This window comes from Parendozoicomonas verongulae (assembly GCF_009711465.1).
In the GTDB taxonomy this organism is placed as follows: domain Bacteria; phylum Pseudomonadota; class Gammaproteobacteria; order Pseudomonadales; family Endozoicomonadaceae; genus Sansalvadorimonas; species Sansalvadorimonas verongulae.
Genome location: NZ_SMME01000858.1, coordinates 23,714 through 46,225, shown reverse-complemented (window position 1 = coordinate 46,225; position 22,512 = coordinate 23,714). Strand labels below are relative to the sequence as shown.

The window sequence follows — 22,512 nt, the reverse complement described above, 5'->3', positions numbered from 1 at the left end:
CTCAGGGCGCACACAATATAACTAATGCATCCCTGAGCCTTTGACGTTTATCAATGAAGGAATTTAATGGGGGCGATCTGAGATTTGAGAGGTAGGTTGTACGCTCTGGCTGAGCGGCAATTCAAAGGTTTCATAGTCGATACGGGTAATACTTTCTGCACGGCCTATGAGTAAGCCCTGTGCGCGGTCATATCCAAGGTCTTTCAGAAAGGCCAGCTGTTCCTGGGAATCTACACCTTCCGCGACAACACGCATACCCATATCGTGGGCAAGACCGGTCATAGCTTTGAGGATGCCCTCTACCCGGGAGTCCTTACCGATTTCCCGAATGTAGAGCTGATCCACTTTCACCACATCCACTGGTAATTTACGCAGGTAATTCAGGGCAGAAACACCACTGCCAAAATTATCCAGAGCCACATGCACTCCCTGCTCTCTCAAAACGTTCAATGAGTTGATCAGCTTACCGGGAATATCGTTGACAATACGCTCAGAGATTTCCAGCTCCAGCATATGCGGTGCAACACCATAATTCGCAATGGCTTTTTCCACCATATCCTGAACATCCACATCCCGGCACTGGCTCAGTGCAAGGTTTACCGCAAAGAACACATCATCCCGGGAGCCATCACTGCCTCGCCAGCTCTTGCTTTCCCGGCATACATTATCCAACGTCCAGCCGCCCAGCTGGTTCATTAAGCGCAGCGATTCCACCATTGGTAGAAAATCATCCGGTACCAGTACCTTGCCTTCATAATTCCAACGCAACTGGGATTCGTAACCGGCCACGGCTCCCGTGTCCAGAGATACTATAGGCTGATAAACAATGCTGAAGCTGCCGTTGCGTACTGCATCCTTGAGAGCATTTTCCTGTTTTGCCCTGCGTTGGCCTTCAGCTTGCATATCCGCAGTAAAGAAGCGGTAACCTTTACGCCCCGCCTTTTTAGTCACGTACATGGCGATATCAGCCGCCTTGATCAGCTCATTGGCTTCCTTGCCACACTCCGGCCATGTGGAGACACCTACACTGGTGCTGACGTGTAATTCCCGACCTGCCAGCTGGTGAGGCTTGCTGATGGTTTCCACAATTTTTTCCGCTACCATTTTCACATCATCGGCACGGGCAACATCATCCAGCACAATGGAGAACTCATCTCCGCCCAGACGAGCAATCATGTCACCCTCACGAACACACTCATGCAAACGCTCAGCCACACTGATCAAAAGATCATCTCCCACATCATGGCCCAGTGTGTCATTTATCTGCTTGAAGTGATCAAGGTCTAGGAACATAACAGCCGTTCCCCTGCCTCGTCGCTCACTGCGGGCCAGTGATGCATTTAAAAATTCCATGAACAGGGTACGGTTTGCCAGACCGGTCAGATTATCGTACTTAGCCATTTTGGTGAGGTGTTCTTCAAGCTGTACACGCTCTGTAATGTCATGAAAAACCAGTACGCCACCAGTAACTTCGCCTTTCTTGTTGTGCACAGGCGACAGGTTGAACTCAACGGGCTTGCTGTCTCCTGTCAAACGCTTCATACGGCTGGTTTGGCGATACACGGGTTCCGAGGTTTCATTCTCTTTCCAGCTCTGGATAAACGATTCCACACCGGGATCATAAAACCAGGGAAAAACAGGCTTACTTTTCAGCTCGTTTTCATCCACATCCAGAAGTTCCCGTGCTGCAGGGTTAGCAAACTCCACCACACCGTCCGGGCTGATACCGATAATGCCTTCCCCGGCACTGTCCAGCAGCAACTGGTTCTTTTCGCTTAAATCCCGCAGATTATCGGTGAGGGCCTCCATCTCCAGCCGTTGCTCTTCCAGCTGCAAAAACACTTTCACCTTGCCCAGCAGAATATCCGGATTCACCGGCTTATAGAGATAATCTACGGCACCGGACTGGTAACCCATAGTCACATGACGGTCTTCCTTACTGATTGCCGTCACAAAAATAATGGGAATCGAAGCTGTGGCCTTGTTTGCCCGCATAAGCTGGGCAGTTTCAAAACCATCCATCACCGGCATCTGCACATCCAGCAGAATAACGGCAAACCGGTTACGCAGAACCTGAGCCAGCGCCTCTTCACCGGAATTGGCTTTCACCACGTCCACATTCAGCGGTTTAAGCAGTTTGCCCATAGCCAGAAGGTTTTCCGGCATGTCGTCCACGACCAGAACCTTTGGTAACTTATCCTTGTCAGTCATTGGCGAGTTCCACTAATTTTGTCGCCAGGCAATCCAGCTCCATGGCGTTTCCCTTGTCACTTTTCCCTAATGCAGCTCTTGGCATCACCGAGACTTCCGCTGTATCCGGGTTCTGCACGAATACCCGCCCCCCGGCTGCACGAATATCCTCCGCGCCTTTCGCGCCATCGCGGCTGGCTCCGGTTAACACAACACCGACAGCCTGATCACCATAGATAAAAGCAGCAGATTCAAATAACACATCCACCGCAGGCCGCGCGTGGGAAACTGGCTCATCCATAAGCAGCTCCGCTTCCCCGTGGCCGACCAGAAGGTGGTAATCTGGCGGCGCAAGCATTACGCTTCCCGGCCGGAAAGGTTCTTTGTCTTCGGCAATATGCACATCCAGTGCAACCCGACGGTTCAACCATTCGGCAATATTCTCTTCATCACCGGATTTGTGGTGCTTCACCACAACAATCGGTAACGGAAACGAGGCCGACAGATAACCAAGCAACTCTGCCAGAGCCTTGCTTCCCCCTGCTGATGCCCCTATTACTACGATCTTCATAACAGCCGGTCCTTACTGAGGCGATAGACCTTCCAGTCTGGGTTCACCGCCTCAAAGTCATCAAATACACTGGCAAAACGCAGTGTTTCCCGAGGGCCAAGGCAGAGCTGCCCGCCGGGAGCCAGACTGTCCCGAAACAGGGTCAGCACCCGATCCTGCAGGGAACGGCTGAAATAAATCAGTACGTTGCGGCAGAGAATCAAGTGCATCTCCCCGAAAGACTGGTCTGTCACCAGGTTGTGATTGGCAAAGGTGATGTGCTTTTGCAGGCGGCGATCCATTCGCAAAGAGCCATAGCGTTCAAGAAAATAAGGCGACAGATCCCCTTCACCAGCGCTGTCTTTGTAATTGCTCTGCCAGGTTTTCAAAAGTGCGGTTTTATAAATGCCACGGCGTGCGGTTTCGAGGGCTTCTTCGTTGTAATCCGTTGCGTATATCTGGCACCTGTCCAACAGCCCGGCCTGATGTAACAAAACAGCCATAGACCAGGCTTCTTCACCCGTCGCACAGCCCGCATGCCAGATGCGAATAAATGGAAAGGTCGCCAGCCAGGGAATCACCTGCTCCCGCAGGTACTGAAAAAACGGCGGGTCACGAAACATCTCTGTTACCGGCACCGACAAACTGCGCAGCAAGTCAGCAAACGCTTGATCGTCTGAGCTGATAGTGTCTTGCAGTTGTGCAAGGCTGCCAATCCGAAACTGCTCCATATGCCGCTGAAGACGACGATTCAGGGAAGCCGGTGCGTAACCGGTAAAGTCGTAACCATACTGCTCCGTCATGGTCTGCAGCAGGTTGTTTACCTCTTCAGGAGAGGAGGATGTACTTCTCGGGATCATGCATCGTCTCCGTGTCCGTTCTGCAGCCAGACTTTCAACATGCCCACCAGTTGATCAATATCCACCGGTTTGGTGAGATAGTCCGACGCACCGGCATTGATGCACTTGTCTTTATCCTCTGCCATGGCCTTGGCGGTCAGTGCGATCACCGGGAGGTTCTTAAAGCGTTCCTGCTCACGGATTTTGCGGGTCGCTTCATAGCCATCCATCACCGGCATCATAATGTCCATCAGTACGACTTCCGTATCCGGATTTTCCTCCAGCTGTTGCAGCGCCAGTTCCCCGTTATCGGCAATGGTGATATCCATTTCAAAACGCTGCAGAGCTTTGGAGAGCGCGAAGGTGTTGCGCAGGTCATCGTCCACCAGTAGCAGTTTGCGTCCTTTCAGCTGATCATCTCCTGAAGCGGGTTTGGCGGCTGGCTTCTTCCGCTTCACAGCCGGTTTGGCAACACTGTTCAAGAACAGGGACACTTCATCCTTCAACCGCTCATGAGAAGAGGATTCGCCTTTCACCACCATCGTATCCGACTCTCCACCAAGGGACGCGTAACGCTCACGGTCGATGGATACCGACGTATTGATAATTACCGGTGGCAGATTTTCACCGTGCTCCTCCCTCAGAGATTTGAGTAACGAATCACCGGGCTCATCGGGAAGATCCAGCTCCATAATGATGCTGGTGTACGTATCGTCTTTCAGCCTGGCGCGGGCATCTGCTGCGGATGTGACTGACTCCACTTCACAGCGACCATCCATAAATTTGCGTACCTGCTCGGCAACCTCCGCGTCAGCATCAATGACCAGCACTTTTTCAAATTGTGAGGTTTTCTTCAGCTCGCCAAACATGGTTGTCAGCTGTTTTGTGCCCACGGGCTTGATGAGGTAATCCACAGCTCCCAGAGCTTTCAATGTTTCATCCTCATCCCGGCCGGAGATGATATGCACCGGAATTTCGGCTGTAGCCTTCTGGGCTTTCAGTGCGGTCAGAACCTCTTTGCCATCCATATCCGGCAGGCCAAGATCCAGAATCACCGCTCTTGGGTGATACTTCTGACACAAGGCAATCGCCTCTTTACCCGTGTGGCTCACCAGACACGCCGCACCATTTATCTTGGCGAGCCGGTATACGATCCAGGCGAACTCTTCATCATCTTCTACCACCAGAACCGGGCGTTCTCCGTTCAATGCAAAGCGGTCGTCACGCCCATCACCCGTCTCTTCCAGCTCTATGGTTTGCTCTTCATCCTGCACAGGGTTGGGGGCACTGGCAACAGGTGCTGTATAAACGGCCTGTTCAAGAACCGTTTCAGCTGGCTGCGCAGCACTAGCCTCTTCAATGTGCGCAGGCAACAGCAGGCTAAAGGTTGAGCCTTTGCCGTCTTCACTGGTGACACGCATTTCACCACCCAGCAGGCGAGACATCTCACGGGCAATGGAAAGTCCTAACCCCGTACCACCGTATTTCCGGCTGGTTGAACCGTCGGCCTGCTGGAAGGCTTCAAAAATCGCACTCTGTTTTTCTTTGGGAATACCGATGCCGGAATCTTCTACCGCAAGGCTGATGGCACCGTGCTTCTGCAATTGTTCGCTGCTGTAATCTCCACCGGGAGGCAGAGTTTCTATGCGCAGTTTCACACCGCCTTCTTCCGTAAACTTAAAGGCGTTGGAGAGCAGGTTTTTCAAGATTTGCATCACCCGCTGGCTGTCAGTTTGCAGGTTGACAGCCGTCTCCGTCTTTCTCTGAATATCGAAGTAGAGGTTGCGTTCATTCGCCAGCGGCTTGAACTGGTTCTCCATGGATTCCAGAATGTTTTCCAGAGAAGTCGATTCCAGATGCACAGAGAGCTTGCCCGCTTCCACCTTCGAGAGATCGAGAATATCGTTGATCAGGTTGAGCAGGTCGTGGCCAACCTTGTGAATCACCGTGGCAGATTCCTGCTCGTCATCATCAAGGTTGCCATCCGCATTGTCAGACAGCATCTTCGCCAGAATCAGCATACTGTTCAGAGGTGTGCGCAGTTCGTGGGACATATTCGCCAGAAACTCTGACTTGTATTTACTGACCTGCTCCATCTCCTGAGCGCGCACCTCCAGCTCTTTGCGGGATTCCTCAATCTCCCTGTTTTTACCTTCGATTTCTTCCTTCTGGTGGAACAGGGATTCACTGGTTTCTTCCAGCTCGGCGTTGGCGCGCTGCAATTCATCAGACTGGGACTTCAGCTCCTCTTCCGACTCCTGCAGGATTGTGGTCTGGTGTTCCAGCTCCTCATTGGCCACCCGCAGGTCTTCCTGCTGCTGCTGGAGGGATTCCGCCTGATGGGTAGTTTTATCCAGCAGTTCCTGTATCTGCTCCCGGGTCTGGGACGAGTGAATGGCGATGGCGATACTTTCCATGGCCGCCCCCAGAAACGCTTCCGCACGCTCGTTAAGAGGCTCCTGCAAAGCAAATTCCAGAACAGCCCGCACTTCGCCTTCATAAATCACCGGCACCACATACACACGGTTGGGCTGCTGGCTGCCAAGGCCAGATTCAATGGCAAAGTAATCATCGGGAACAGTAATGGTGAGCGCCTGTTGCTCCAGAGCAGCCTGCCCGGGAAGCCCTTCGCCCAAAACAAACGAGCTACCAATTCGTTTGCGCATAGAGAGGGCGAAGCTGCCCATCATCTGTAGACGACGCCCATCTGCCATGACATACATGGCCCCCATGGGAATATCGAGGTAACGGCACAGGCTGGTAATAATGTTGCGGCACAGCTCTGCCATAGCCTGTTCGCCACGAATCGTTTCGTTGAGGGTGGCAACACCATCCTGGTGCCAGCTGCGCTCTTCATTGTCTTTACTGACTTTGCGCAGACGCTCCGTCATGATCTGGAAGCTGCGGGACAGTTCACCGATTTCGTTGTTCTGCTTCAAAGACTCGCCATCAACAAAATTACCAGACGCCACTTCGTTTACCCAGTTGGTAATCTTGCGAATGGGGTTAACAATCCGTCGGGTAATAATGCCGGCAATAATCAACACGAAGAAACTGGTGACACCCAGCACAAACACCAGCTGATCCCGGAAGGCTGTTGCCGGTGACATGGCCATGTCGTAATCCATCTCTGTCAGCAGTACCATATTGACGCCTGCAACAGTGATATTTCTGTAAACCCCCAGTACTTTTTGGTTCTTGTAGTTTCTATAAACACCGACATGAGTTTCTTCGTTACTGGCGGGGTCTTCTTCAAAGCCCTCTTCTTCCCCCAGCTCTATTTCATCTTCATGATGGCCCCCGCCTCCATGATCATCGTGAGCCTCTTCCTCACTATGATCACCATGGTCATGACTGTGATCCAGATGGGAGTCATGGTGCATATGAAAATCAAAAGCAGCCTTATGTTTCGCCATATCCTCATGGCCCGGAATATAAGTTCCGTTTTCATCCATATGGGTGAGCCACTCATTCACCGGCCCAAGGAAAAGAGGCGTTTCCGGGAAGTTTCCCCCTTCCGGGAAAAAGCGTATACGTTTGTCTTCCCCCACCACATAAGCTTTCACATAATCACTGGTGCCTATGTTCTGCCCCAGAATGAATGACACATCATCCCGAGCCCAAATCTGGGCGGCGATAAAACCTGTGGTTTGCTCTCTGTCATCCACGAGAGGGAGAACAAAAAAGCTTACCTTTTCATCGCCAGCAGGCGGGTAAATTTCCTGATCGGAATAGAGGCGGTCGTCTTTTTCAAGGGCTTCCCGGACAGTTTGAGCGAACAGCGTTTCCTTTAACTCTCCCTCAAAGAGGTTTTCACCGAAATCACTGTAGCGCCCGACGGAATAGAGGATATTGCCTTCAGCGTCCCCAACGATGACATCGGAGTAATCGTAAAAGCGCATCAAATCAATGAAATCAATGCTGTAACGATCAGAGATCTGGTAATACTCCTCTGTCTCCAGAATCTCCCTTGCGCTTAGCCCGCTCTCCTCCTGATAGGTTTTAAAATCCAGCAGAAAATCAATGGCTTTACCACTGCGAAAATGGATGTTGACAATAATGTCGTCGAAGTAATCCCCAATCTGGCGATTGAGCATCAGATTCACGGTAGCCAGCTCTTCGTGGCGACTTTCAATGATATTGTGTTTGGTGCTCTGATATTCGATCCACCCGACGATGGTCAGAGGAAGCAGAGACAGCAGCAAAAACCAGCTGAATATTGTGCGCGCCAGACCAACACGCACCTTCCTGAGCTTTTCTTTCTTTGGAGACGCTTCTGCAGACATAAACCGGGCTTCCTGCTGGCCAATTTCGTATTCTGCACCCGGTTCGTCAGTTGATTGACGTCCACAGCCTTATCATCCGGGAACAAGGGCAGATATCTGAATTGTCATCGGCCAGAGGGGAGAGAACTGCATGACGAGATGGAATTTGTAAGTATTCCGTGAATCCATAACTCCCCCGCCACCGGCTGTTGGCCGGTAGCGTATATTATTCAGTATCATTTTCCGCACAGGCCTGCAGGTATTCACTCAGCCAGGCCGTAAGCTCCCCGCTCCAGTCACTGCCCGCACCATAGAAGTTTTTTCGCCCAACAACCGGTGAGCGAAGAATCAGTTTGGCTGGCGCCGGGGTGGTGGTGATGGCGGGTGTTTGCTTGCACTGGCAGGTTTTGAGATAACGATGCCTGCGGTAACGCCGGATATGGGGCTGAACTTCCACCTCAACAACATCGCTGTCTTCTGTGCCAAAAGGCTTGAAGGGCAAGGGCGTTGTCGCGAGGCAGGGTCTGAAGGAAGTCCAACGCAAATTTACGGTATGCACTACCGAACAGATATTTTAAGAACCCGCCGTAATCCGTATGGCTGGTGGTGTGGGAGGAGCGGAACCGTGAGGTTTCGCCCTATCCCGATTATGTCTCTCTGTGCCAGCCTGAACTTCTGCTATGCTCATGATCCAATCAAAAAGAAATAGGCAGTAGGCATGAGTTTGGAAGCCAGGGTAGAGCAGCTTGAGTCCCACTTTGACTCGCTGGATAGTGCCGTTCGTAGTCTCGTAAAGATCACTGGTGAAACACACCAAGAGATACTTGCCACAAGACAGGAAATGCGAGAGTACCAACAAGAAAATCGCCTCCGATTTGCACATCATGACCGTGAAATTTCAGGAGTTAAAGCGGATGTCTCTGCCTTAGCAGAAGCTATGCTTGCAGGCTTCAAGAAATCAGATGAACAACACAATGAGTTTGTAAAAGAAACCCGTGAACGCTTTGACCAGCAGGATCGCAGGTTTGACCAACAGGATCGCAGGTTTGACCAGCTTGAACTACTCATTCGTCAATCTCTCCCCAAGAACTAACACGTCACATAACAACCGCATAGCTGGGACACCTTCGGTGCCCCACATGCCTATCGGTTAGATGCTATACCTGCGCTCTACACGTTTCTGTATTGTTGAAGACAGGGCGCTTTTTAATGACTTTCTAGGGTTGCTTTTATCTGCGTTGCTTCTCGTTGTTCTGCTGGGCTACTGTTTTGTAATACATTCTGTAAGCGTCGTGTTGCCTCAGCTAAGAGGGCAGTGCGCCCAGAAAAAACTACATCAGCCCTGGATGTTTGCAAATTCAACCTTGCCGCTTCCAGTTCTTGTTTGATCCATTGAGGAGTCGGTGTTGCACTTATTGTATTAATCCAGCTTATCCAACTACAGGCTCATAATAAACACAGCCATCGGATTTCACCCTCCAGCCAATAATCCCATTGTTGTGGTAGTGCAACGAACCAATACCCCGAACAGCAACCAATTCCTTCACCCAAGGCTGGCGATAACCTGTTGAGTCGGTTACCCGGCTTAACAGTAAGGTGTCTTTGCCCTGCCAGTGCCATGGGAGAGAAAAACGTGTGTGGGCCTTATCCAAAACCGGACCATGAAGTGTAGCCGGTTGCCAATGATCCCCGCCATCCACGCTGACCTCAACCCGTTTTATGCTCCCCCGGCCGCTCCAGGCCAACCCTCTGATTTCATGCCAGCCCTTTTCCAGTTGGGCTGGGTAAACAGGGCTGGTAATTACGGAGCGGGCATCCATGACAAAACTGAACTGGCGCGCCGTATTGTTTAACAGTGGTTCGGTATATTTGGCTGTTTCCTCTCTGGTCATCCAGGGCTTGTCGCCCACCTCAAGGCGCCTTAACCACTTCACACAACTACTGCCTTCCCAGCCGGGTAATAGCAGCCGAACGGGATATCCCTGTTCTGGCCGTATCGCTTCACCGTTTTGGGCGTAACAGATCATGGCATCATCCAATGCTTTCCCTAAAGGAATACTGCGGGTCATCAGTGCGGCGTCTCCCCCTTCGGCCAGCAACCATTTAGCCTTGGATTTGAGGCCGGTTTCCCGCAGCAGGGTGGGCAGAGCGACACCTGTCCATTCACTCTGACTGGTTTGTCCTGCCAGCTCTTGTGGTGTTGTTTGCGGGCCTTTTTTGAAATAGTCCTGACAGTTTCCCGAACACTCCAAAAAGGTGATGCGGGAGCAGCTGGGAAAACGTTTCAACTCCGCTAATGTGAATGTGAGGCTGTTTTCTACAAGTCCATGGATGAGTAGTTTGTAGCTGTCGGGAGATATTGCAGGTGTGCCGGAATGGCTTCTCTCAAAGTGCAGGTCGGAAGGTGTCATCATACCGTGCAGCTGATGGATAGGTGTGCTGGCATAGGTAAGCATCTGACCGCCTACGCGCTTGCGGAGTTGCTCAAACGGTGAGCGGGTGCCTTGCTCGCAAGCCGGTAGGCCAGGTTGCCGTATATCTGCAATAAGACTGGCACTGGCGTATCCGGCTGTAGAGATTACAGCTGATTTCAGAAAGGTACGTCTTCCTATACGACGTTCGTCATTCATTAGCGGATTTCCTGTTTTTCCAGGCGGTTATCAGAAACAAAACGATTGCGGGCTGGCATCACAATGTCCGGCAAGGTTGTGGCGCTGAGGATGAAGTTTTCGGGAATAATACTGTTGAGGTGCAGGAGATAGGCTGTCAGAGCATACACCTCGTTATCACTCAGGCTGCCCGGCTCTGTGTAGGGCATGGTTCTGCGAATGTAATCAAATACTGTTGTTGCCCAGGGCCAGTAGTTGCCGATGGTTTTCCTGGGGGCATCTTTTTCTGCGAAGGGGAAATGATCCTCTGACACCCTCCCCACCAGTTTATCGTTTGGGCCTCCCTGCCCATCAATGCCATGACAGTACTGACAGCGTTGTTGATAAATCCTGTGGCCGTCAGGTGGGGTACCTGAGCCCGGTGGCAGACCTTTGCCGTCTGGGCGGATGGCCGTGTTCCACTTTGCTACTTCCTGATCTGTAGCCGGAGTGCCGAGGTGAAATTGCGGCAATTCGCTGAATGACTGTGAAGACAGACTCCATAGTGTCAGACAGAAGATTGGTATTGTTGGTTGCATATCTGGAAATTGGCTGGTGTGGAGCGCTTATATAGATAGTGCAGATATCTTTTGCCAGTTGAGAATATGGAACCGTTAAAAACCTTCTCTCTTGTCTACCAGTAGCTGCCGGTCTGTTATTGCGCCGGATACCTGAAAGGACTTACTGCAGGACGCAGGATATGAATTCACTGAAAACAAAAAAATCCCTACATTCTCAAATGCAGGGATTTGGGTTTACGGCAAACGTTGCTGTTTAGGGTTGATTTCTCAACTTATTTTTCAAAGCCCGGATAGAGGCTGAGTTCCTGTGTCGCGCTCATGCCCTTGCTGGTGTGGGCAACAAGTTTTACAGGGCCGGGAGCCATGAGGCTGCCGATCACAACACGACCTTTGCTGTTGGCAACGTATTCGTTACGCATTACGCCGTCGGCGCCATACATCTTTACTTTTGCACCTGCAGCTGGCTTACCGTCCTGGAAAACTACCACACGCACAGTGGATGTTTGAGTGTGCTGGGTGTACATCGCAGGGTTTCCAGCCTGAGCGTTCAGGCTCAGGAAAGGAGTGGCCGCCAGTACAGAGAAAAGCGTGGCTTTGATTAACTGCTTCATGGTATTCATCCTTGTTGTAATCACGATCGTGTCTGGGAATTTCCCAGTGTATGTATCGTTTTCACTACAAAGAATTTGAGTTTTTCACTGAAAATTGTGGATGGATGTAAGGAATCAGCAGCTTGCTGACTCCCTCTGAAAATAGATGACAGCCTGGTGGCAAGTGTGTCAAAAAAGTGGACGATGTGGGTTATGATTGGGCAGGAACGATTTAGGACATACCATGATCCAGCTAATAACTTTCGATTTGGATGACACGCTCTGGGATAACGGCCCCGTCATTCGCAAGGCCGTGAGTGAGTGTTACAACTGGCTTTTGAAAAAGTGCCCGGAGCTTGTTGGGGTTTACGATGCAGGCACCCTGAATCAACTCAAAGACGATATAAAAAACACTGTTCCTGAGTTGGCTCACCGTGTGAGTGAGGTGCGTGTTGTGGGTATGCAAAGGGCCTTAGAACAAGTGGGTTACCAATCCGGTGATGCAATTAAGTTAGCCCGTGAAGCGTTTCAGGTTTTTCAACACTGGCGTCATGAAGTAGAACTTTTTAATGGCGCGGAAATCATGCTTGCTGAATTATCAGCCAAATACCCTCTGGCTGTAATTACTAATGGCAATGCTGATGTCAGTGCTCTTGGGCTGGGTCATTACTTTCGTTTTTCTGTCAGCGCAGAAGACTTGAACCGCAGTAAACCTGATCCGGTTGTGTTTCAACACGCATTAAAAGTAGCAGGGGTAAATGCCAGTTGTGCTGTCCATATTGGTGATAATTTAATCACGGATGTTCAGGGGGCAGCGGAAGCAGGAATGCGAACAGTCTGGTTTAATCCTAAGGGGGCAGCCGCCCACTTAATGCAAAAAAATGCAGAGCCAGACCAAGTTGTCAGCAGCTTGGCCGATATTCCGGCGGCAGTTGAAAGTATCTTTGTCAGCAACCATTGAGTCACCGAAAAGAGCACGTTCTGTAAATTTTTATTTCCTTTACGGTTAAATAATCTTGTGTTGATCTGAACCTGTTGTATTGAGTTACTAACAACAAACATTATACTCTCGCTCAAAAAAATACACACCCACCCATAAGGATTAAAAATGCGAACTGCTTTTAAGCTGGCCGCCGGTATCGCGATGAGTGCTATTGCAGCTGTCTCTCAGGCACAAATCAAACCCTCTGTTATTTATGATATGGGCGGTAAGTTTGACCGTTCTTTCAACCAGGCCAGCTACACTGGCGCGGAAGCCTTCAAACAGGAAACCGGTATTAACTACACCGATTTCGAAATTACCAATGAAGGTCAGCGCGAGCAGGTTATGCTGCGTTTCGCTCAACGTGGTTTCTCCCCAATCGTAGTTGCTGGTTTCCAGCAGGCACCTATCGTAGAGAAAGTTGCCAGGCAGTTCCCAAAGGTTCACTTTGTTCTCATCGACTCTGTGGTAGACCTGCCTAATGTACGATCTGTTGTGTTTAAAGAGCACGAAGGTTCCTTCCTGGTAGGTGCTCTGGCGGCCATGAAGAGCAAGACTGAAGCCGTTGGCTTCATCGGTGGTATGGATATCCCTCTGATCCGTAAGTTCGGTTGCGGCTATGAGCAGGGTGCCAAGTACATTGATAAGGACACCAAAGTATTCGCTAACATGACTGGCGCTACACCTTCTGCCTGGAACGATCCTACCAAGGGCGGTGAACTGGCCAAGGCTCAGTTTGATAACGGTGTTGACGTCATTTTCGCAGCCGCTGGTGGTACCGGCGTGGGTGTTTATCAGGCTGCTGTTGACGCTGATAAATACGCTATCGGCGTAGATAGCAACCAGAACTACCTGCACCCCGGCCACATGCTGACCTCCATGGTTAAGCGTGTAGACCTGATTACAAAAAAAGCATTCGAAGACGAAATGAACGGCACATTCACCTCTGGCCTGCAAGTTGTTGGCCTGAAAGAAGGTGACATAAGCTGGGCTCTGGACGAGCACAACAAAGACCTGCTTTCCAAAGAAGACATTAAGCGTGTGAACGATATCCGTGATGCCATCATTGCTGGTGATATCAAGGTTCATAACTGGGAAGACACTCAGTCCTGCGTCTACTGATTCTGTAGATCTTTGCCTTAGAGATTTGTGCCGGGCTCTCGCTTTTTACGAGGGAGAGTGCCTGCGCGTGAAACTGGTGATCAGGTATGACTGCACCTGCAATAGAACTCAAAACCATAAATAAGCGGTTTGGCCCCGTTTGGGCAAACCGGGACATCAATCTCAGGGTTATGCCGGGCACTGTGCACGGTATTGTCGGCGAAAACGGTGCTGGCAAATCGACTCTGATGTCTATCCTTTACGGCTTTTATATCGCTGACGATGGTCAGACTCTGGTGAATGGACAAGAGCTGACTATTCAGAACAGTCAGCAAGCTATTACCGCCGGTATTGGTATGGTGCACCAGCACTTCATGCTGGTTGAGCCGTTTACTGTTCTTGAAAACGTGATGCTGGGTATGGAAGGTCAGGGCCTGCTTTCCCGTGCTCGTGGCAAAGCCCGCAAGGCACTGAACGACATCGCCTCCCGTTATGGTCTGAATATTGATCCGGACGCCATCGTAGGTGACCTTCCTGTTGGTTTGCAACAACGGGTGGAGATTCTCAAGGCACTGTATCGTGGTGCAAAGATCCTGATTCTCGACGAACCCACCAGCGTTCTTACCCCCCAGGAAGCCGGACAGCTGTTCGAGATTCTGGAGTCTCTCCGCTCTCAGGGCGTGACCATTTTGCTGATTACTCACAAGCTACGGGAAATCATGGCCATCACTAATCATGTCTCTGTGATGCGTGCGGGGCAGATGGTCGCTCATCGGGATACAGTGAAAACGAATCCCGAAGAGCTGGCAGAGTTGATGGTAGGCCGCAAGGTTCTGCTGACAGTAGACAAAGAGCCTGCCAGGCCCGGCGAAAACCGCATGACTGTAGACAAGATTGGTTATGTGGACAGCCGGGGCGTGAAGTGTCTCAAGGATATCAGCTTCAGCCTTCGTGCTGGTGAAATTCTGGGCGTGGCCGGTGTGACAGGCAACGGCCAGACCGAACTTATGAAAGTGCTCTCCGGTGCACTGTCGCCCACCAGTGGCAGTGTGAAGCTGGAAACCCGGTCTGGCGTTCAGGTGCTCAAGGTAGGCGAATGGCCGGATGCAGGTCAGATGCGTGATTACAGCATAGGGCACGTTCCTGAAGATCGTTTGCAGCAGGGCGTGGTGAAGTCCTTTGACGCCAGTGAGAACGCCATTCTCGGTTATCACAATAAACCGGAATACGGTCAGCCGTTGTTAAACCCTGAGAAGGTGGTTAAAGCCACCAGAGAGATGATGGATGCCTACGATGTGCGCCCCCAACTGCCTTCCATGAAAACCGCCAACTTCTCCGGTGGTAATCAACAGAAGCTGGTGCTGGCGCGGGAGATGATGAAAGAGCCGGACATTCTGTTGATTGGCCAGCCAACCCGCGGTGTAGACATCGGTGCGATTGAGTTTATTCACCGCAATATGATTGAAGCCCGGGATAAGGGCGCCGCTGTTCTGCTGGTGTCTGTGGAGCTGGATGAAATCCTGTCACTCTCCGACCGCATCATCGTTATGAACGATGGGGCAATAACTGGCGAGGTGGTGGCCAGCGAAACCAATGAAACTGAACTGGGTGTATTGATGACCTCTTCTGCAGATGGCGATGAGCCCAAGCTCCAGAAACATGGGCTCCAGAAAGAGCCCGAGAAAGAAAAAGAGGAGGTCGTCGTATGAGTCAGTTAGCTGCGGTTGAAAGCCCACGTTGGGTGCGCATTGGCCTGATCCCTCTTCTGCAACTCGTGCTGGCACTGGCGGTGTCCAGTTTGGTTGTGCTGATGATTGGTGAAGACCCGATTCGGGCATTCAAAATCATGATTCAAGGTGCCATCAGCACCGAGTTTGGCGGTTTAAGCAATACGCTCTATTACACGACGAACTTCATATTTACCGGCCTTGCAGTAGCCGTGGCTTCCCATGCCGGCTTGTTCAACATTGGTGGTGAAGGTCAGGCTTACGTCGGTGGTCTGGCAGTGGCTATTGTCTGTCTGGCGCTGGACAGCACTCTTAATGTCTGGCTGATTGCTCCGCTGGTGGTGGTTGGCTGTGCGGCATTTGGTGCATTCTGGGGTGTGATTCCCGGCTACCTGCAGGCCAAAAGGGGTTCACATATTGTTGTAACCACCATCATGTTTAACTTTATTGCTATGGCGTTTATGAGTTATGCGCTGGTAGTGTGGATCTCTCCCCTGGGTGGTAACTCCACAGATAGTCGTTATTGGGCGGCAGATGCCGTTCTTCCCAAGTGGCATGAAATGGCGTCCAGCTTTGGTATGAACGCTTCGTTCTCCCTGTTGAATCCGGTTCTGCTGCTGGCTCTGGCCTGCTGTGTGCTGGTGTGGGTTCTGATCTGGCGTACACGGCTGGGTTACGCTATCCGGACCGTAGGCAGTAACCCTCACGCGGCGACTTATGCGGGTATCAACGCCAACCGTATCATCATTATCACCATGGCTATTTCCGGCGCGCTGGCAGGCATGATGGCGGTGAATGAAGTGTATGCAGCACAGGGCCGTTTAATTCTGAACTTTACCAGCGGCTTCGGCTTTATGGGAATTGCAGTGGCACTGATGGGGCGTAACCACCCTTTCGGTATTGTGCTGGCTTCTCTGCTGTTTGGTGCGCTGTATCAGGGGGGCACCGAGCTACAGTTTGAAATCTCTTCTATCAGCCCACAGATGGTTCTGGTGATTCAAGGTCTGGTAGTGTTCTTTACTGGCGCTCTGGATCGTCTGGTTCGTGAGCCTGTGGAATCGCTCTTCCAGCGTCGTGCAATTGTCGCTGCCAATGCTTCAACAGGAGTGGCTAAGTAACATGGATATGTTGGATCACATCTTTTCCCTGCTGGGCGCATCTATCCGTATGGCAACGCCGCTGATTTTTGCGGCTATGGCCGGCATTTACTCTGAACGTTCCGGCGTTGTGGATATTGGCCTGGAAGGCAAGATGCTGTTCGGCGCATTTGCAGCGGCGGTCGCGAGCTTTGAAACCGGTAACCCTTTCCTTGGCCTGCTGGCGGGTATCGTCATTTGTGTGCTGTTGTCTCTGATGCATGGCTATGCGTCTGTGAAAATACGTGGTGATCAGGTGATTTCTGGTCTGGCAGTGAACTTTCTGGCTTCAGGTTTGACGGTCACTCTGGGGCATGCCTGGTACGGACAGGGTGGTTTGACTCCTGCCCTCACTAACAGCCAGCGCTTCACGGGTATTACTCTGCCCGGTGCAGAGTGGCTGGGTGCTCATGTGCCTGTGATTGGCCCGTTCTATGAGCAGGTTATCTCAGGTCATAACCTGCTGGTTTACGCCGCATTTGCCGTTGTTGCGCTGACTTACCGGGCACTGTTCAGTACCCGCTTTGGTCTGCACTTGAGAGCGACAGGTGAGGAGCCAAATGCTGTAGATAGCGCGGGTATCTCCGTAGCATGGGTGCGTTACCGCGCTGTGCTGATTGCCGGTGTGCTGTGTGGTTTTGCAGGTGCTTATCTCTCCATCGCTCAGAACGCGGCCTTCCAGCGTGAGATGACTTCGGGCCGGGGTTATATCGCACTGGCGGCGGTTATCTTCGGTAAGTGGCATCCTAAAGGTGCTCTGGGGGCGTGTCTGTTGTTTGGTTTCCTGCAGGCTATGGAAACCCGTATGCAGAACGTGCAGATTCCGATGATTGGTGAGCTGCCGAGTCAGCTGTTCTCTGCGATTCCGTACATCATCACCGTTGTACTGCTGGCAGGCTTTATTGGTAAGGCTGTGGCGCCGAAAGCGATTGGTGTGCCTTATGTGAAGGAAAGATAGTTACACTATTTCTCTGAGTTCGAGCTTTGGCAGACAGCAAGCCACTGCCTGCCAGGCTCTGCGAGATTTGTGTAACAAGGAAGGGGTTAGCCTTCGTAACCCTGCTCCCAAAATGCAATTTCCATCCGGGTGGCATCGCGGAATATTTTCCGGACACGTGCCGCCATATGGCTGTCTTCAGGGATATCCGCCAGCAGCTCGTTCAGTTGATCGACAGAGTCTTCTACAGAGTCCAGATACTCTGCACCGCTGTAGCACTCAATCCAGTCCCGATAGGGGTTTCCTTCCAGTACGGTATCCGGGTGGTTAATCAGCCACTTGCCAATCACGCCGTAGCCAATAGAACAAGGGGCCAGCGCAGCATACAGGTCTGTCAGTGAGCCGGACTGTCCTGCATCAAGCACCAGTCGTGTATAAGCCACAGTGCCCGTTGCTTCGGGAATATTCTGCATATCCTGCTCGGTCAACCCCCACTCGGCACAGAACTCCACATGGAGGCGGCTTTCGTGATTGATCAGGCCGTGCAGGGCTTCCAGAGGCTTCTGCATGGCGAGAAAGTTCTCGCTCTTGTATACCGCCAGTGCGTAAGCGCGGGCGAAGTGGATAAGGAACAGGTAATCTTGTTGCAGGTAGTGCTTGAACGCGGCTTCTGGCAGGGTGCTGTTACCCAGCTCTTTAACGAAGCGATGTTGGGTGTACTCCGTCCAGTCTGCTTCGCAGCTGGCAATCAGATCAGAAACATTCATGGCTTATTTTTCCACAGGGCATGAAAGTGATGAACCGGGCCGTGGCCGCTGCCGATGTCCAGTTCATCAGCGTGGGCGATAGCCTGGGCGATGTAATCCTTGGCTTGCTTCACCGCTTCCGTCAACTCAACGCCCTGAGCCAGCAGAGCGGTGATAGCGGAAGAGAGGGTGCAGCCGGTGCCGTGGGTGTTTTCGGTTGGGTAGCGTGGAGAGGTGAGGCGGTGCAGTTTTTCGCCATCGTGGAACAGGTCCACGCTCTCTTCGCTGCCGAGGTGGCCACCTTTAATCAGTACGGCGCGGCTGCCCAGGGCCAGCAAAGGCTCCACCATAGCTGCCATCTCTTCGATACTTTCCGGAACTTTGGTATCCAGCAGTACAGCAGCTTCCGGCAGATTAGGAGTAATCACTGTGGCTTTGGGAATCAGGCACTCTTTCAGGGTGTTAATGGCATTGTCCTGAAGCAGTTTGTCGCCGCTGGTGGCGACCATCACCGGGTCAACAACCAGCAACTCTACGCTATGTGCATCCAGACCTTCTGCCACGGCACGAATCATAGGCTCCTGACTGAGCATGCCAATCTTTACTGCATTCACCGTAAGGTCGGAGAACACCGAATCCATTTGCATGCGCACAAATTCCGGTGTGGTATCAAAAATGCCCTGCACGCCCTGAGTATTTTGGGCGGTCAGAGCTGTGATAACAGAGCAGCCATAAGCACCAAGGGCGGAGAATGCTTTAAGGTCAGCCTGAATTCCGGCACCGCCACCACTGTCGGAACCGGCGATTGTGAGGGCAATAGGGGTGTGGTTCATCAATGCTCCATCAGGTTTGTAGGATCGCAGAAATGTGGGAGATTCTAACCCATGAATTTGTATAGTGGGTGAAATGTCATGGATAGGAATGAAGACGGCAAGCAGATAGACAATGCCCCGCATAAAGCGGGGCATCTGAAAGAAATATGACTGTTATTATTCTTGTTGTGAGTCTTCTTCTTATTTGATTGTCTAATTTTCAGGCGCTGTTCTTCTTATTACTTTTATTCTTATTTGCCTGATGGGAGGATTCTCTTGGTGGAACCTTTTTCCCGTTTACACCTTAGATATAGCATAAGGTGTGCCATAAATACGTATTCCCTTTGGTGCCAATGCATGGGGCCAAATTTCATTATTTATGTTTATAAAAGAAGTGTTACATAACCCTATGATATAAGAGTGAGTGTTACCGAATGTGTTACTTTGTCGTGTAACGGGTAACACATTCGTGAAGGTGTTGAAGCTAACTGGGTATATCAGGATAGCAGCCAGACTGAATACCCCCAGCTAGAAGAACAGAACTTCAATCCCGGTAAAAATAGCGAAACCTGACATAATTCCTACCCCTTCAGTCCGTCATATGAGCGCCCTTTTGGATCCCAGAAAACTGCAGGCGCCTTTTCATCAAACATGTTTCCATAGCCATGCCATAAGTCCATTTGCGCCATAAATTTATGCAAAGGACCAGGCAGTACAGTATTCAGACGGTCGATCAGCCTGTGATGCCAGAAGTCGGGTTTGTTGTATGGGCAGGCCGCAATGCAAGTACCACACCCGGTACCAGAATCTATCCAGTAATCGTGACATTTCTGCGCATCAAAATGCCATTTTTTAACCCCTGGGTTAGTAAAGGGTCTGTCTTTGACATCCTCTGCTGTATAGATCCTGGTTTTTATATCGTGGGTCAGAGCGTTGGAAGGACATTTGTCTGCACAGTGCATGCAATTTTCGCAAAAGTCTTGAATCCCGTAGGAAACGGGCTTGTCGAGATACTCGTCAAATTCCAGATCCGTATACAGCTTTGCAATACGCAGCCGAGGGCCGTACTTATAGTTTTGCAGCAGGCCCATTCTATTGGCTTCCCCCAGCCCTGCCGCGACTGCATAAGGCACATTAAGACCCAAACCATTCAGTGCTGGGGCCGCCTGGTATCCCAAGTGATTAAGATACGCGGTCATTTGCGTTAAAACATAGGTCAGGCCGGAATACGCATTGTTCGCTGTGGCGTCAGAGATTTGGCTGGGGGCCGTTGCCAGGGCTTCGTATCCCATTTCCCAGCCAAGCACAATCACCGTTTTGGGTTCAAAGCCAGGAAGGGCTTCCTCCCAAGGTACGACATCAACATCAAGGTTCCAGTTATCTGCGTAAACATGGGAGTAATCCCAGCGCTCATCTCGACGGGTTATCCCGACAACATCAGCACCAAATAGCCGGGCAGCCCGTTTAATCTGGGCATGGGCAGTGGCATTGTCTGGAAATTTGTAAGGTTCAGGCAGTGAATCATGAGGCTGGTGAACAACATTCATAGGAATACTGGGACTTAACCAGACGGCTGTGGATGCCATAGATAATGCATAGTCAGAAGAACTGAAACCGGGCCGACTATCGTCATAAAAAGGTTTATCAAAGGGAATACCTTTGCGGTAGTCACTGCTAAAGACAGAGTTGTATTCACTAAAACGTTTATAGTCCGGGCTGACTTCATAGGGGAAGTCGTCATAGACGGTCGTGCCAATACCTTTTTCGCTCGCCTTGGCTGCAGGTGTGGATGTCGTAACCAGGGCCGCTGTTCCTGCGACACCTAACTTTAAAAGGCTGCGTCGGTCAAGCTTGGGTTCCTGCGTTCCGGCATCAACATTTTTCAGCTCCACGGGGTAAATCCTTTCGCAAACATTATGATTTGAATCCAGCAATATGTCTCTCGTTGGTAAGGAACCTTTGAGAAAACCTGTTTAGCGTAAGGGTTTCGTATGAATGGTGCCGTGACTTGTATCATAAGGCCGGCAAGTTCCATTTTTGATAAACGTAAGTACGTTACAAGTTTATGGATAAGGCTTGTTAGGAGCCTGTGTTCGGGACCATACATGTTCCGTACTTAGGTGTCAGGCTCATCGGTAATGTGGTGGAAGTTGATAATTTCTTCCTGTTCCCCGGCATGCTCGTCGTCAAATACACTCCGATCAAACTCTCCTTCACTCTTGGCCACGATGCAGGTGACAGTACAGTCTCCAGTAACGTTCACAGCCGTTCTTACCATATCCAGCAGTCTGTCTACTCCCATAATGATGGCAATGCCTTCCAGGGGCAGGCCAACCTGCTGGAGTACCATGGCCAGCATAATCAGGCCAACTCCCGGTACACCTGCTGTTCCTATGGAGGCCAGAGTTGCTGTTACGATGACGGTAAGGTAGTCCATCAAGGTCAGGTCTATTGAGAATGCCTGAGCGATGAACACGGTGGCGACACCTTGCATCATGGCGGTGCCGTCCATATTGATGGTGGCTCCAAGGGGAATTGTGAACGATGCAACCCGGTTACTGGCTCCCAGGCGGCGTTTCACGGTTTCCAGGGACACAGGAATTGTTGCACTGCTGGAGGAGGTGCTGAAGGCAAAGAGAAGAGTATCTTCCATCTTTCTTAAAAAACGCAGAGGGCTTAGTCCGCCAACAAAGCGCAACAATGTAAAGTAGGTTATGAATACATGAAGAATCAGTACCCCCAGTAACAGGAAGAAGTACTGTAAAAGGTTAAAAATAGCGTCAAACTCAATGGTGGTGAACAGGTGTGCCATAAGGGCGAAAACGCCGTAGGGAGCAAGATTCATAAGCAGTGTCACCAGCTTCATAATCACTTCGTTAAGGCTGATGAACATATCTGCGACAGGCTGCCCCTTTTTCCCGGATGCGGCGATAGATATACCGAACAGCAGAGCAAAAACAATGATCTGTAGAGCATTGCCCTTAGCCATAGCGTCAATAGGGTTGCTTGGAAACAGGTTGATTAGCACCTGACTCAGCGGTGGTGCTTCCTGAGGCGTAAAACCCGTCGTGCTTGCCAGATTCGCACCCACACCCGGCTCAAAGATAAGAGCCAGCGCAATGGCCATGGAAATGGCGATACATGTTGTCAGGATATACAGGCCAACGGTTTTTAAACCAAGGCGTCCAAGGGTTGAGGCATCCTGCAGGGTGCATGTGCCACACACCAGAGAAATAAAAATCAGTGGCACAACCAGCATTTTCAGGCAGGTGATGAATATTTTGCCAAGAATCAGCAATACGCCTTCGGTAATATAAGTCGTTACAAACGGGTTTTCAGGGAACAGTGCCCGCAAGAGGAAACCAACCAGAATACCGGTCACCATGCCGATAACCACTTTTGTGGTCAGGGAATATTTACCCTGGTCCATGACAACATCCTCAGGAAACAAACTAAAGGAGTATAGGT

At 51.0% G+C, this 22,512-nt stretch carries 18 protein-coding genes; 6 read left to right on the top strand and 12 right to left on the bottom strand.

The genetic code is table 11. The features are described from left to right. Positions 1-63: 63 nt before the first annotated feature. From E1189_RS16750 to E1189_RS16730, 5 genes are all read right to left on the bottom strand, one after another. A complete protein-coding gene (locus tag E1189_RS16750) occupies positions 64-2,211 on the bottom strand; it encodes a GGDEF/EAL domain-containing response regulator (RefSeq protein ID WP_155161711.1) in 2,148 nt (715 codons plus the stop codon). Beyond that, entirely contained in the window at positions 2,204-2,761 is a 558-nt protein-coding gene (locus E1189_RS16745; protein WP_155161709.1) for a chemotaxis protein CheB, read from the bottom strand. The genes E1189_RS16750 and E1189_RS16745 overlap by 8 nt, the downstream gene beginning before the upstream one ends. After that, positions 2,758-3,600 (bottom strand): CheR family methyltransferase, encoded by an 843-nt coding sequence (locus E1189_RS16740; protein WP_155161706.1) that lies wholly within the window; start codon positions 3,598-3,600, stop codon positions 2,758-2,760. Before E1189_RS16740 ends, E1189_RS16745 begins: the two co-directional genes overlap by 4 nt. After that, on the bottom strand, positions 3,597-7,865 hold the full coding sequence (locus tag E1189_RS16735; RefSeq protein WP_155161704.1) for a response regulator: 4,269 nt from the start codon (positions 7,863-7,865) through the stop codon (positions 3,597-3,599). The genes E1189_RS16740 and E1189_RS16735 overlap by 4 nt, the downstream gene beginning before the upstream one ends. Positions 7,866-8,070: 205 nt before the next feature. Further along, on the bottom strand, positions 8,071-8,346 hold the full coding sequence (locus E1189_RS16730) for a hypothetical protein (protein WP_155161702.1): 276 nt from the start codon (positions 8,344-8,346) through the stop codon (positions 8,071-8,073). 216 nt (positions 8,347-8,562) lie between these two features. Here E1189_RS16730 and E1189_RS16725 point away from each other — a divergent pair, with 216 nt between their 5' ends. Then, positions 8,563-8,937, top strand: a complete 375-nt coding sequence (locus E1189_RS16725; protein ID WP_155161700.1) for a hypothetical protein — start codon at positions 8,563-8,565, stop codon at positions 8,935-8,937. A 337-nt stretch (positions 8,938-9,274) separates the two neighbouring features. Here E1189_RS16725 and soxC read toward each other — a convergent pair whose 3' ends face one another. The 3 genes from soxC to E1189_RS16710 form a co-directional block, all read right to left on the bottom strand. Then, positions 9,275-10,474, bottom strand: coding sequence for a sulfite dehydrogenase (gene soxC / locus E1189_RS16720; RefSeq protein WP_155161698.1), 1,200 nt, complete (start codon positions 10,472-10,474; stop codon positions 9,275-9,277). Then, complete coding sequence (locus E1189_RS16715; RefSeq protein WP_230460472.1) at positions 10,474-10,965, bottom strand: c-type cytochrome; 492 nt, start codon at positions 10,963-10,965, stop codon at positions 10,474-10,476. The genes soxC and E1189_RS16715 overlap by 1 nt, the downstream gene beginning before the upstream one ends. Before the next feature lie 320 nt (positions 10,966-11,285). Beyond that, positions 11,286-11,624: a hypothetical protein gene (locus E1189_RS16710; protein WP_155161694.1), complete on the bottom strand. Its 339-nt coding sequence runs from the start codon at positions 11,622-11,624 to the stop codon at positions 11,286-11,288. A 223-nt stretch (positions 11,625-11,847) separates the two neighbouring features. On the opposite strand from E1189_RS16710, the gene E1189_RS16705 reads away from it, so the two are divergent. The 5 genes from E1189_RS16705 to E1189_RS16685 all read left to right on the top strand — a co-directional run bounded on the left by E1189_RS16705 (position 11,848) and on the right by E1189_RS16685 (position 17,507). Continuing rightward, a complete protein-coding gene (locus E1189_RS16705) occupies positions 11,848-12,564 on the top strand; it encodes an HAD family hydrolase (RefSeq protein ID WP_155161692.1) in 717 nt (238 codons plus the stop codon). A 147-nt stretch (positions 12,565-12,711) separates the two neighbouring features. Further along, complete coding sequence (locus tag E1189_RS16700; protein ID WP_155161690.1) at positions 12,712-13,707, top strand: BMP family lipoprotein; 996 nt, start codon at positions 12,712-12,714, stop codon at positions 13,705-13,707. Between the two features lie 86 nt (positions 13,708-13,793). Then, entirely contained in the window at positions 13,794-15,395 is a 1,602-nt protein-coding gene (locus E1189_RS16695) for an ABC transporter ATP-binding protein (protein ID WP_155161687.1), read from the top strand. Further along, positions 15,392-16,531 carry an ABC transporter permease gene (locus E1189_RS16690; RefSeq protein ID WP_155161685.1) on the top strand — a complete coding sequence of 380 codons (1,140 nt, stop codon included), beginning with the start codon at positions 15,392-15,394 and terminating at the stop codon, positions 16,529-16,531. The genes E1189_RS16695 and E1189_RS16690 overlap by 4 nt, the downstream gene beginning before the upstream one ends. A 1-nt stretch (position 16,532) precedes the next feature. Then, positions 16,533-17,507 carry an ABC transporter permease gene (locus tag E1189_RS16685; protein WP_155161683.1) on the top strand — a complete coding sequence of 325 codons (975 nt, stop codon included), beginning with the start codon at positions 16,533-16,535 and terminating at the stop codon, positions 17,505-17,507. Positions 17,508-17,593: 86 nt separating this feature from the next. Here the strand turns inward: E1189_RS16685 and tenA are convergent, their stop codons facing one another. The 4 genes from tenA to E1189_RS16665 form a co-directional block, all read right to left on the bottom strand. Continuing rightward, the gene (tenA, locus tag E1189_RS16680) at positions 17,594-18,253 is read right to left on the bottom strand and encodes a thiaminase II (protein WP_155161681.1); all 660 of its coding nucleotides are present in this window, start codon (positions 18,251-18,253) and stop codon (positions 17,594-17,596) included. Beyond that, a complete protein-coding gene (gene thiD / locus E1189_RS16675; protein ID WP_155161679.1) occupies positions 18,250-19,065 on the bottom strand; it encodes a bifunctional hydroxymethylpyrimidine kinase/phosphomethylpyrimidine kinase in 816 nt (271 codons plus the stop codon). The genes tenA and thiD overlap by 4 nt, the downstream gene beginning before the upstream one ends. A gap of 560 nt (positions 19,066-19,625) precedes the next feature. Further along, positions 19,626-20,936 carry a reductive dehalogenase gene (locus E1189_RS16670; protein WP_155161677.1) on the bottom strand — a complete coding sequence of 437 codons (1,311 nt, stop codon included), beginning with the start codon at positions 20,934-20,936 and terminating at the stop codon, positions 19,626-19,628. A gap of 224 nt (positions 20,937-21,160) precedes the next feature. Further along, a complete protein-coding gene (locus tag E1189_RS16665) occupies positions 21,161-22,474 on the bottom strand; it encodes a dicarboxylate/amino acid:cation symporter (protein ID WP_155161675.1) in 1,314 nt (437 codons plus the stop codon). Positions 22,475-22,512: the final 38 nt, after the last annotated feature.

What these genes read in the sequence shown, in the direction of transcription:
- E1189_RS16750 (WP_155161711.1), bottom strand. Translation starts at nt 2,211, where the DNA reads ATGACTGACAAGGATAAGTTACCAAAGGTTCTGGTCGTGGACGACATG.
- E1189_RS16745 (WP_155161709.1), bottom strand. Translation starts at nt 2,761, where the DNA reads ATGAAGATCGTAGTAATAGGGGCATCAGCAGGGGGAAGCAAGGCTCTG.
- E1189_RS16665 (WP_155161675.1), bottom strand. Translation starts at nt 22,474, where the DNA reads ATGGACCAGGGTAAATATTCCCTGACCACAAAAGTGGTTATCGGCATG.
- soxC (WP_155161698.1), bottom strand. Translation starts at nt 10,474, where the DNA reads ATGAATGACGAACGTCGTATAGGAAGACGTACCTTTCTGAAATCAGCT.
- E1189_RS16695 (WP_155161687.1), top strand. Translation starts at nt 13,794, where the DNA reads ATGACTGCACCTGCAATAGAACTCAAAACCATAAATAAGCGGTTTGGC.
- E1189_RS16710 (WP_155161694.1), bottom strand. Translation starts at nt 11,624, where the DNA reads ATGAAGCAGTTAATCAAAGCCACGCTTTTCTCTGTACTGGCGGCCACT.
- E1189_RS16690 (WP_155161685.1), top strand. Translation starts at nt 15,392, where the DNA reads ATGAGTCAGTTAGCTGCGGTTGAAAGCCCACGTTGGGTGCGCATTGGC.
- E1189_RS16740 (WP_155161706.1), bottom strand. Translation starts at nt 3,600, where the DNA reads ATGATCCCGAGAAGTACATCCTCCTCTCCTGAAGAGGTAAACAACCTG.
- E1189_RS16700 (WP_155161690.1), top strand. Translation starts at nt 12,712, where the DNA reads ATGCGAACTGCTTTTAAGCTGGCCGCCGGTATCGCGATGAGTGCTATT.
- E1189_RS16735 (WP_155161704.1), bottom strand. Translation starts at nt 7,865, where the DNA reads ATGTCTGCAGAAGCGTCTCCAAAGAAAGAAAAGCTCAGGAAGGTGCGT.
- E1189_RS16725 (WP_155161700.1), top strand. Translation starts at nt 8,563, where the DNA reads ATGAGTTTGGAAGCCAGGGTAGAGCAGCTTGAGTCCCACTTTGACTCG.
- E1189_RS16685 (WP_155161683.1), top strand. Translation starts at nt 16,533, where the DNA reads ATGGATATGTTGGATCACATCTTTTCCCTGCTGGGCGCATCTATCCGT.
- thiD (WP_155161679.1), bottom strand. Translation starts at nt 19,065, where the DNA reads ATGAACCACACCCCTATTGCCCTCACAATCGCCGGTTCCGACAGTGGT.
- E1189_RS16705 (WP_155161692.1), top strand. Translation starts at nt 11,848, where the DNA reads ATGATCCAGCTAATAACTTTCGATTTGGATGACACGCTCTGGGATAAC.
- tenA (WP_155161681.1), bottom strand. Translation starts at nt 18,253, where the DNA reads ATGAATGTTTCTGATCTGATTGCCAGCTGCGAAGCAGACTGGACGGAG.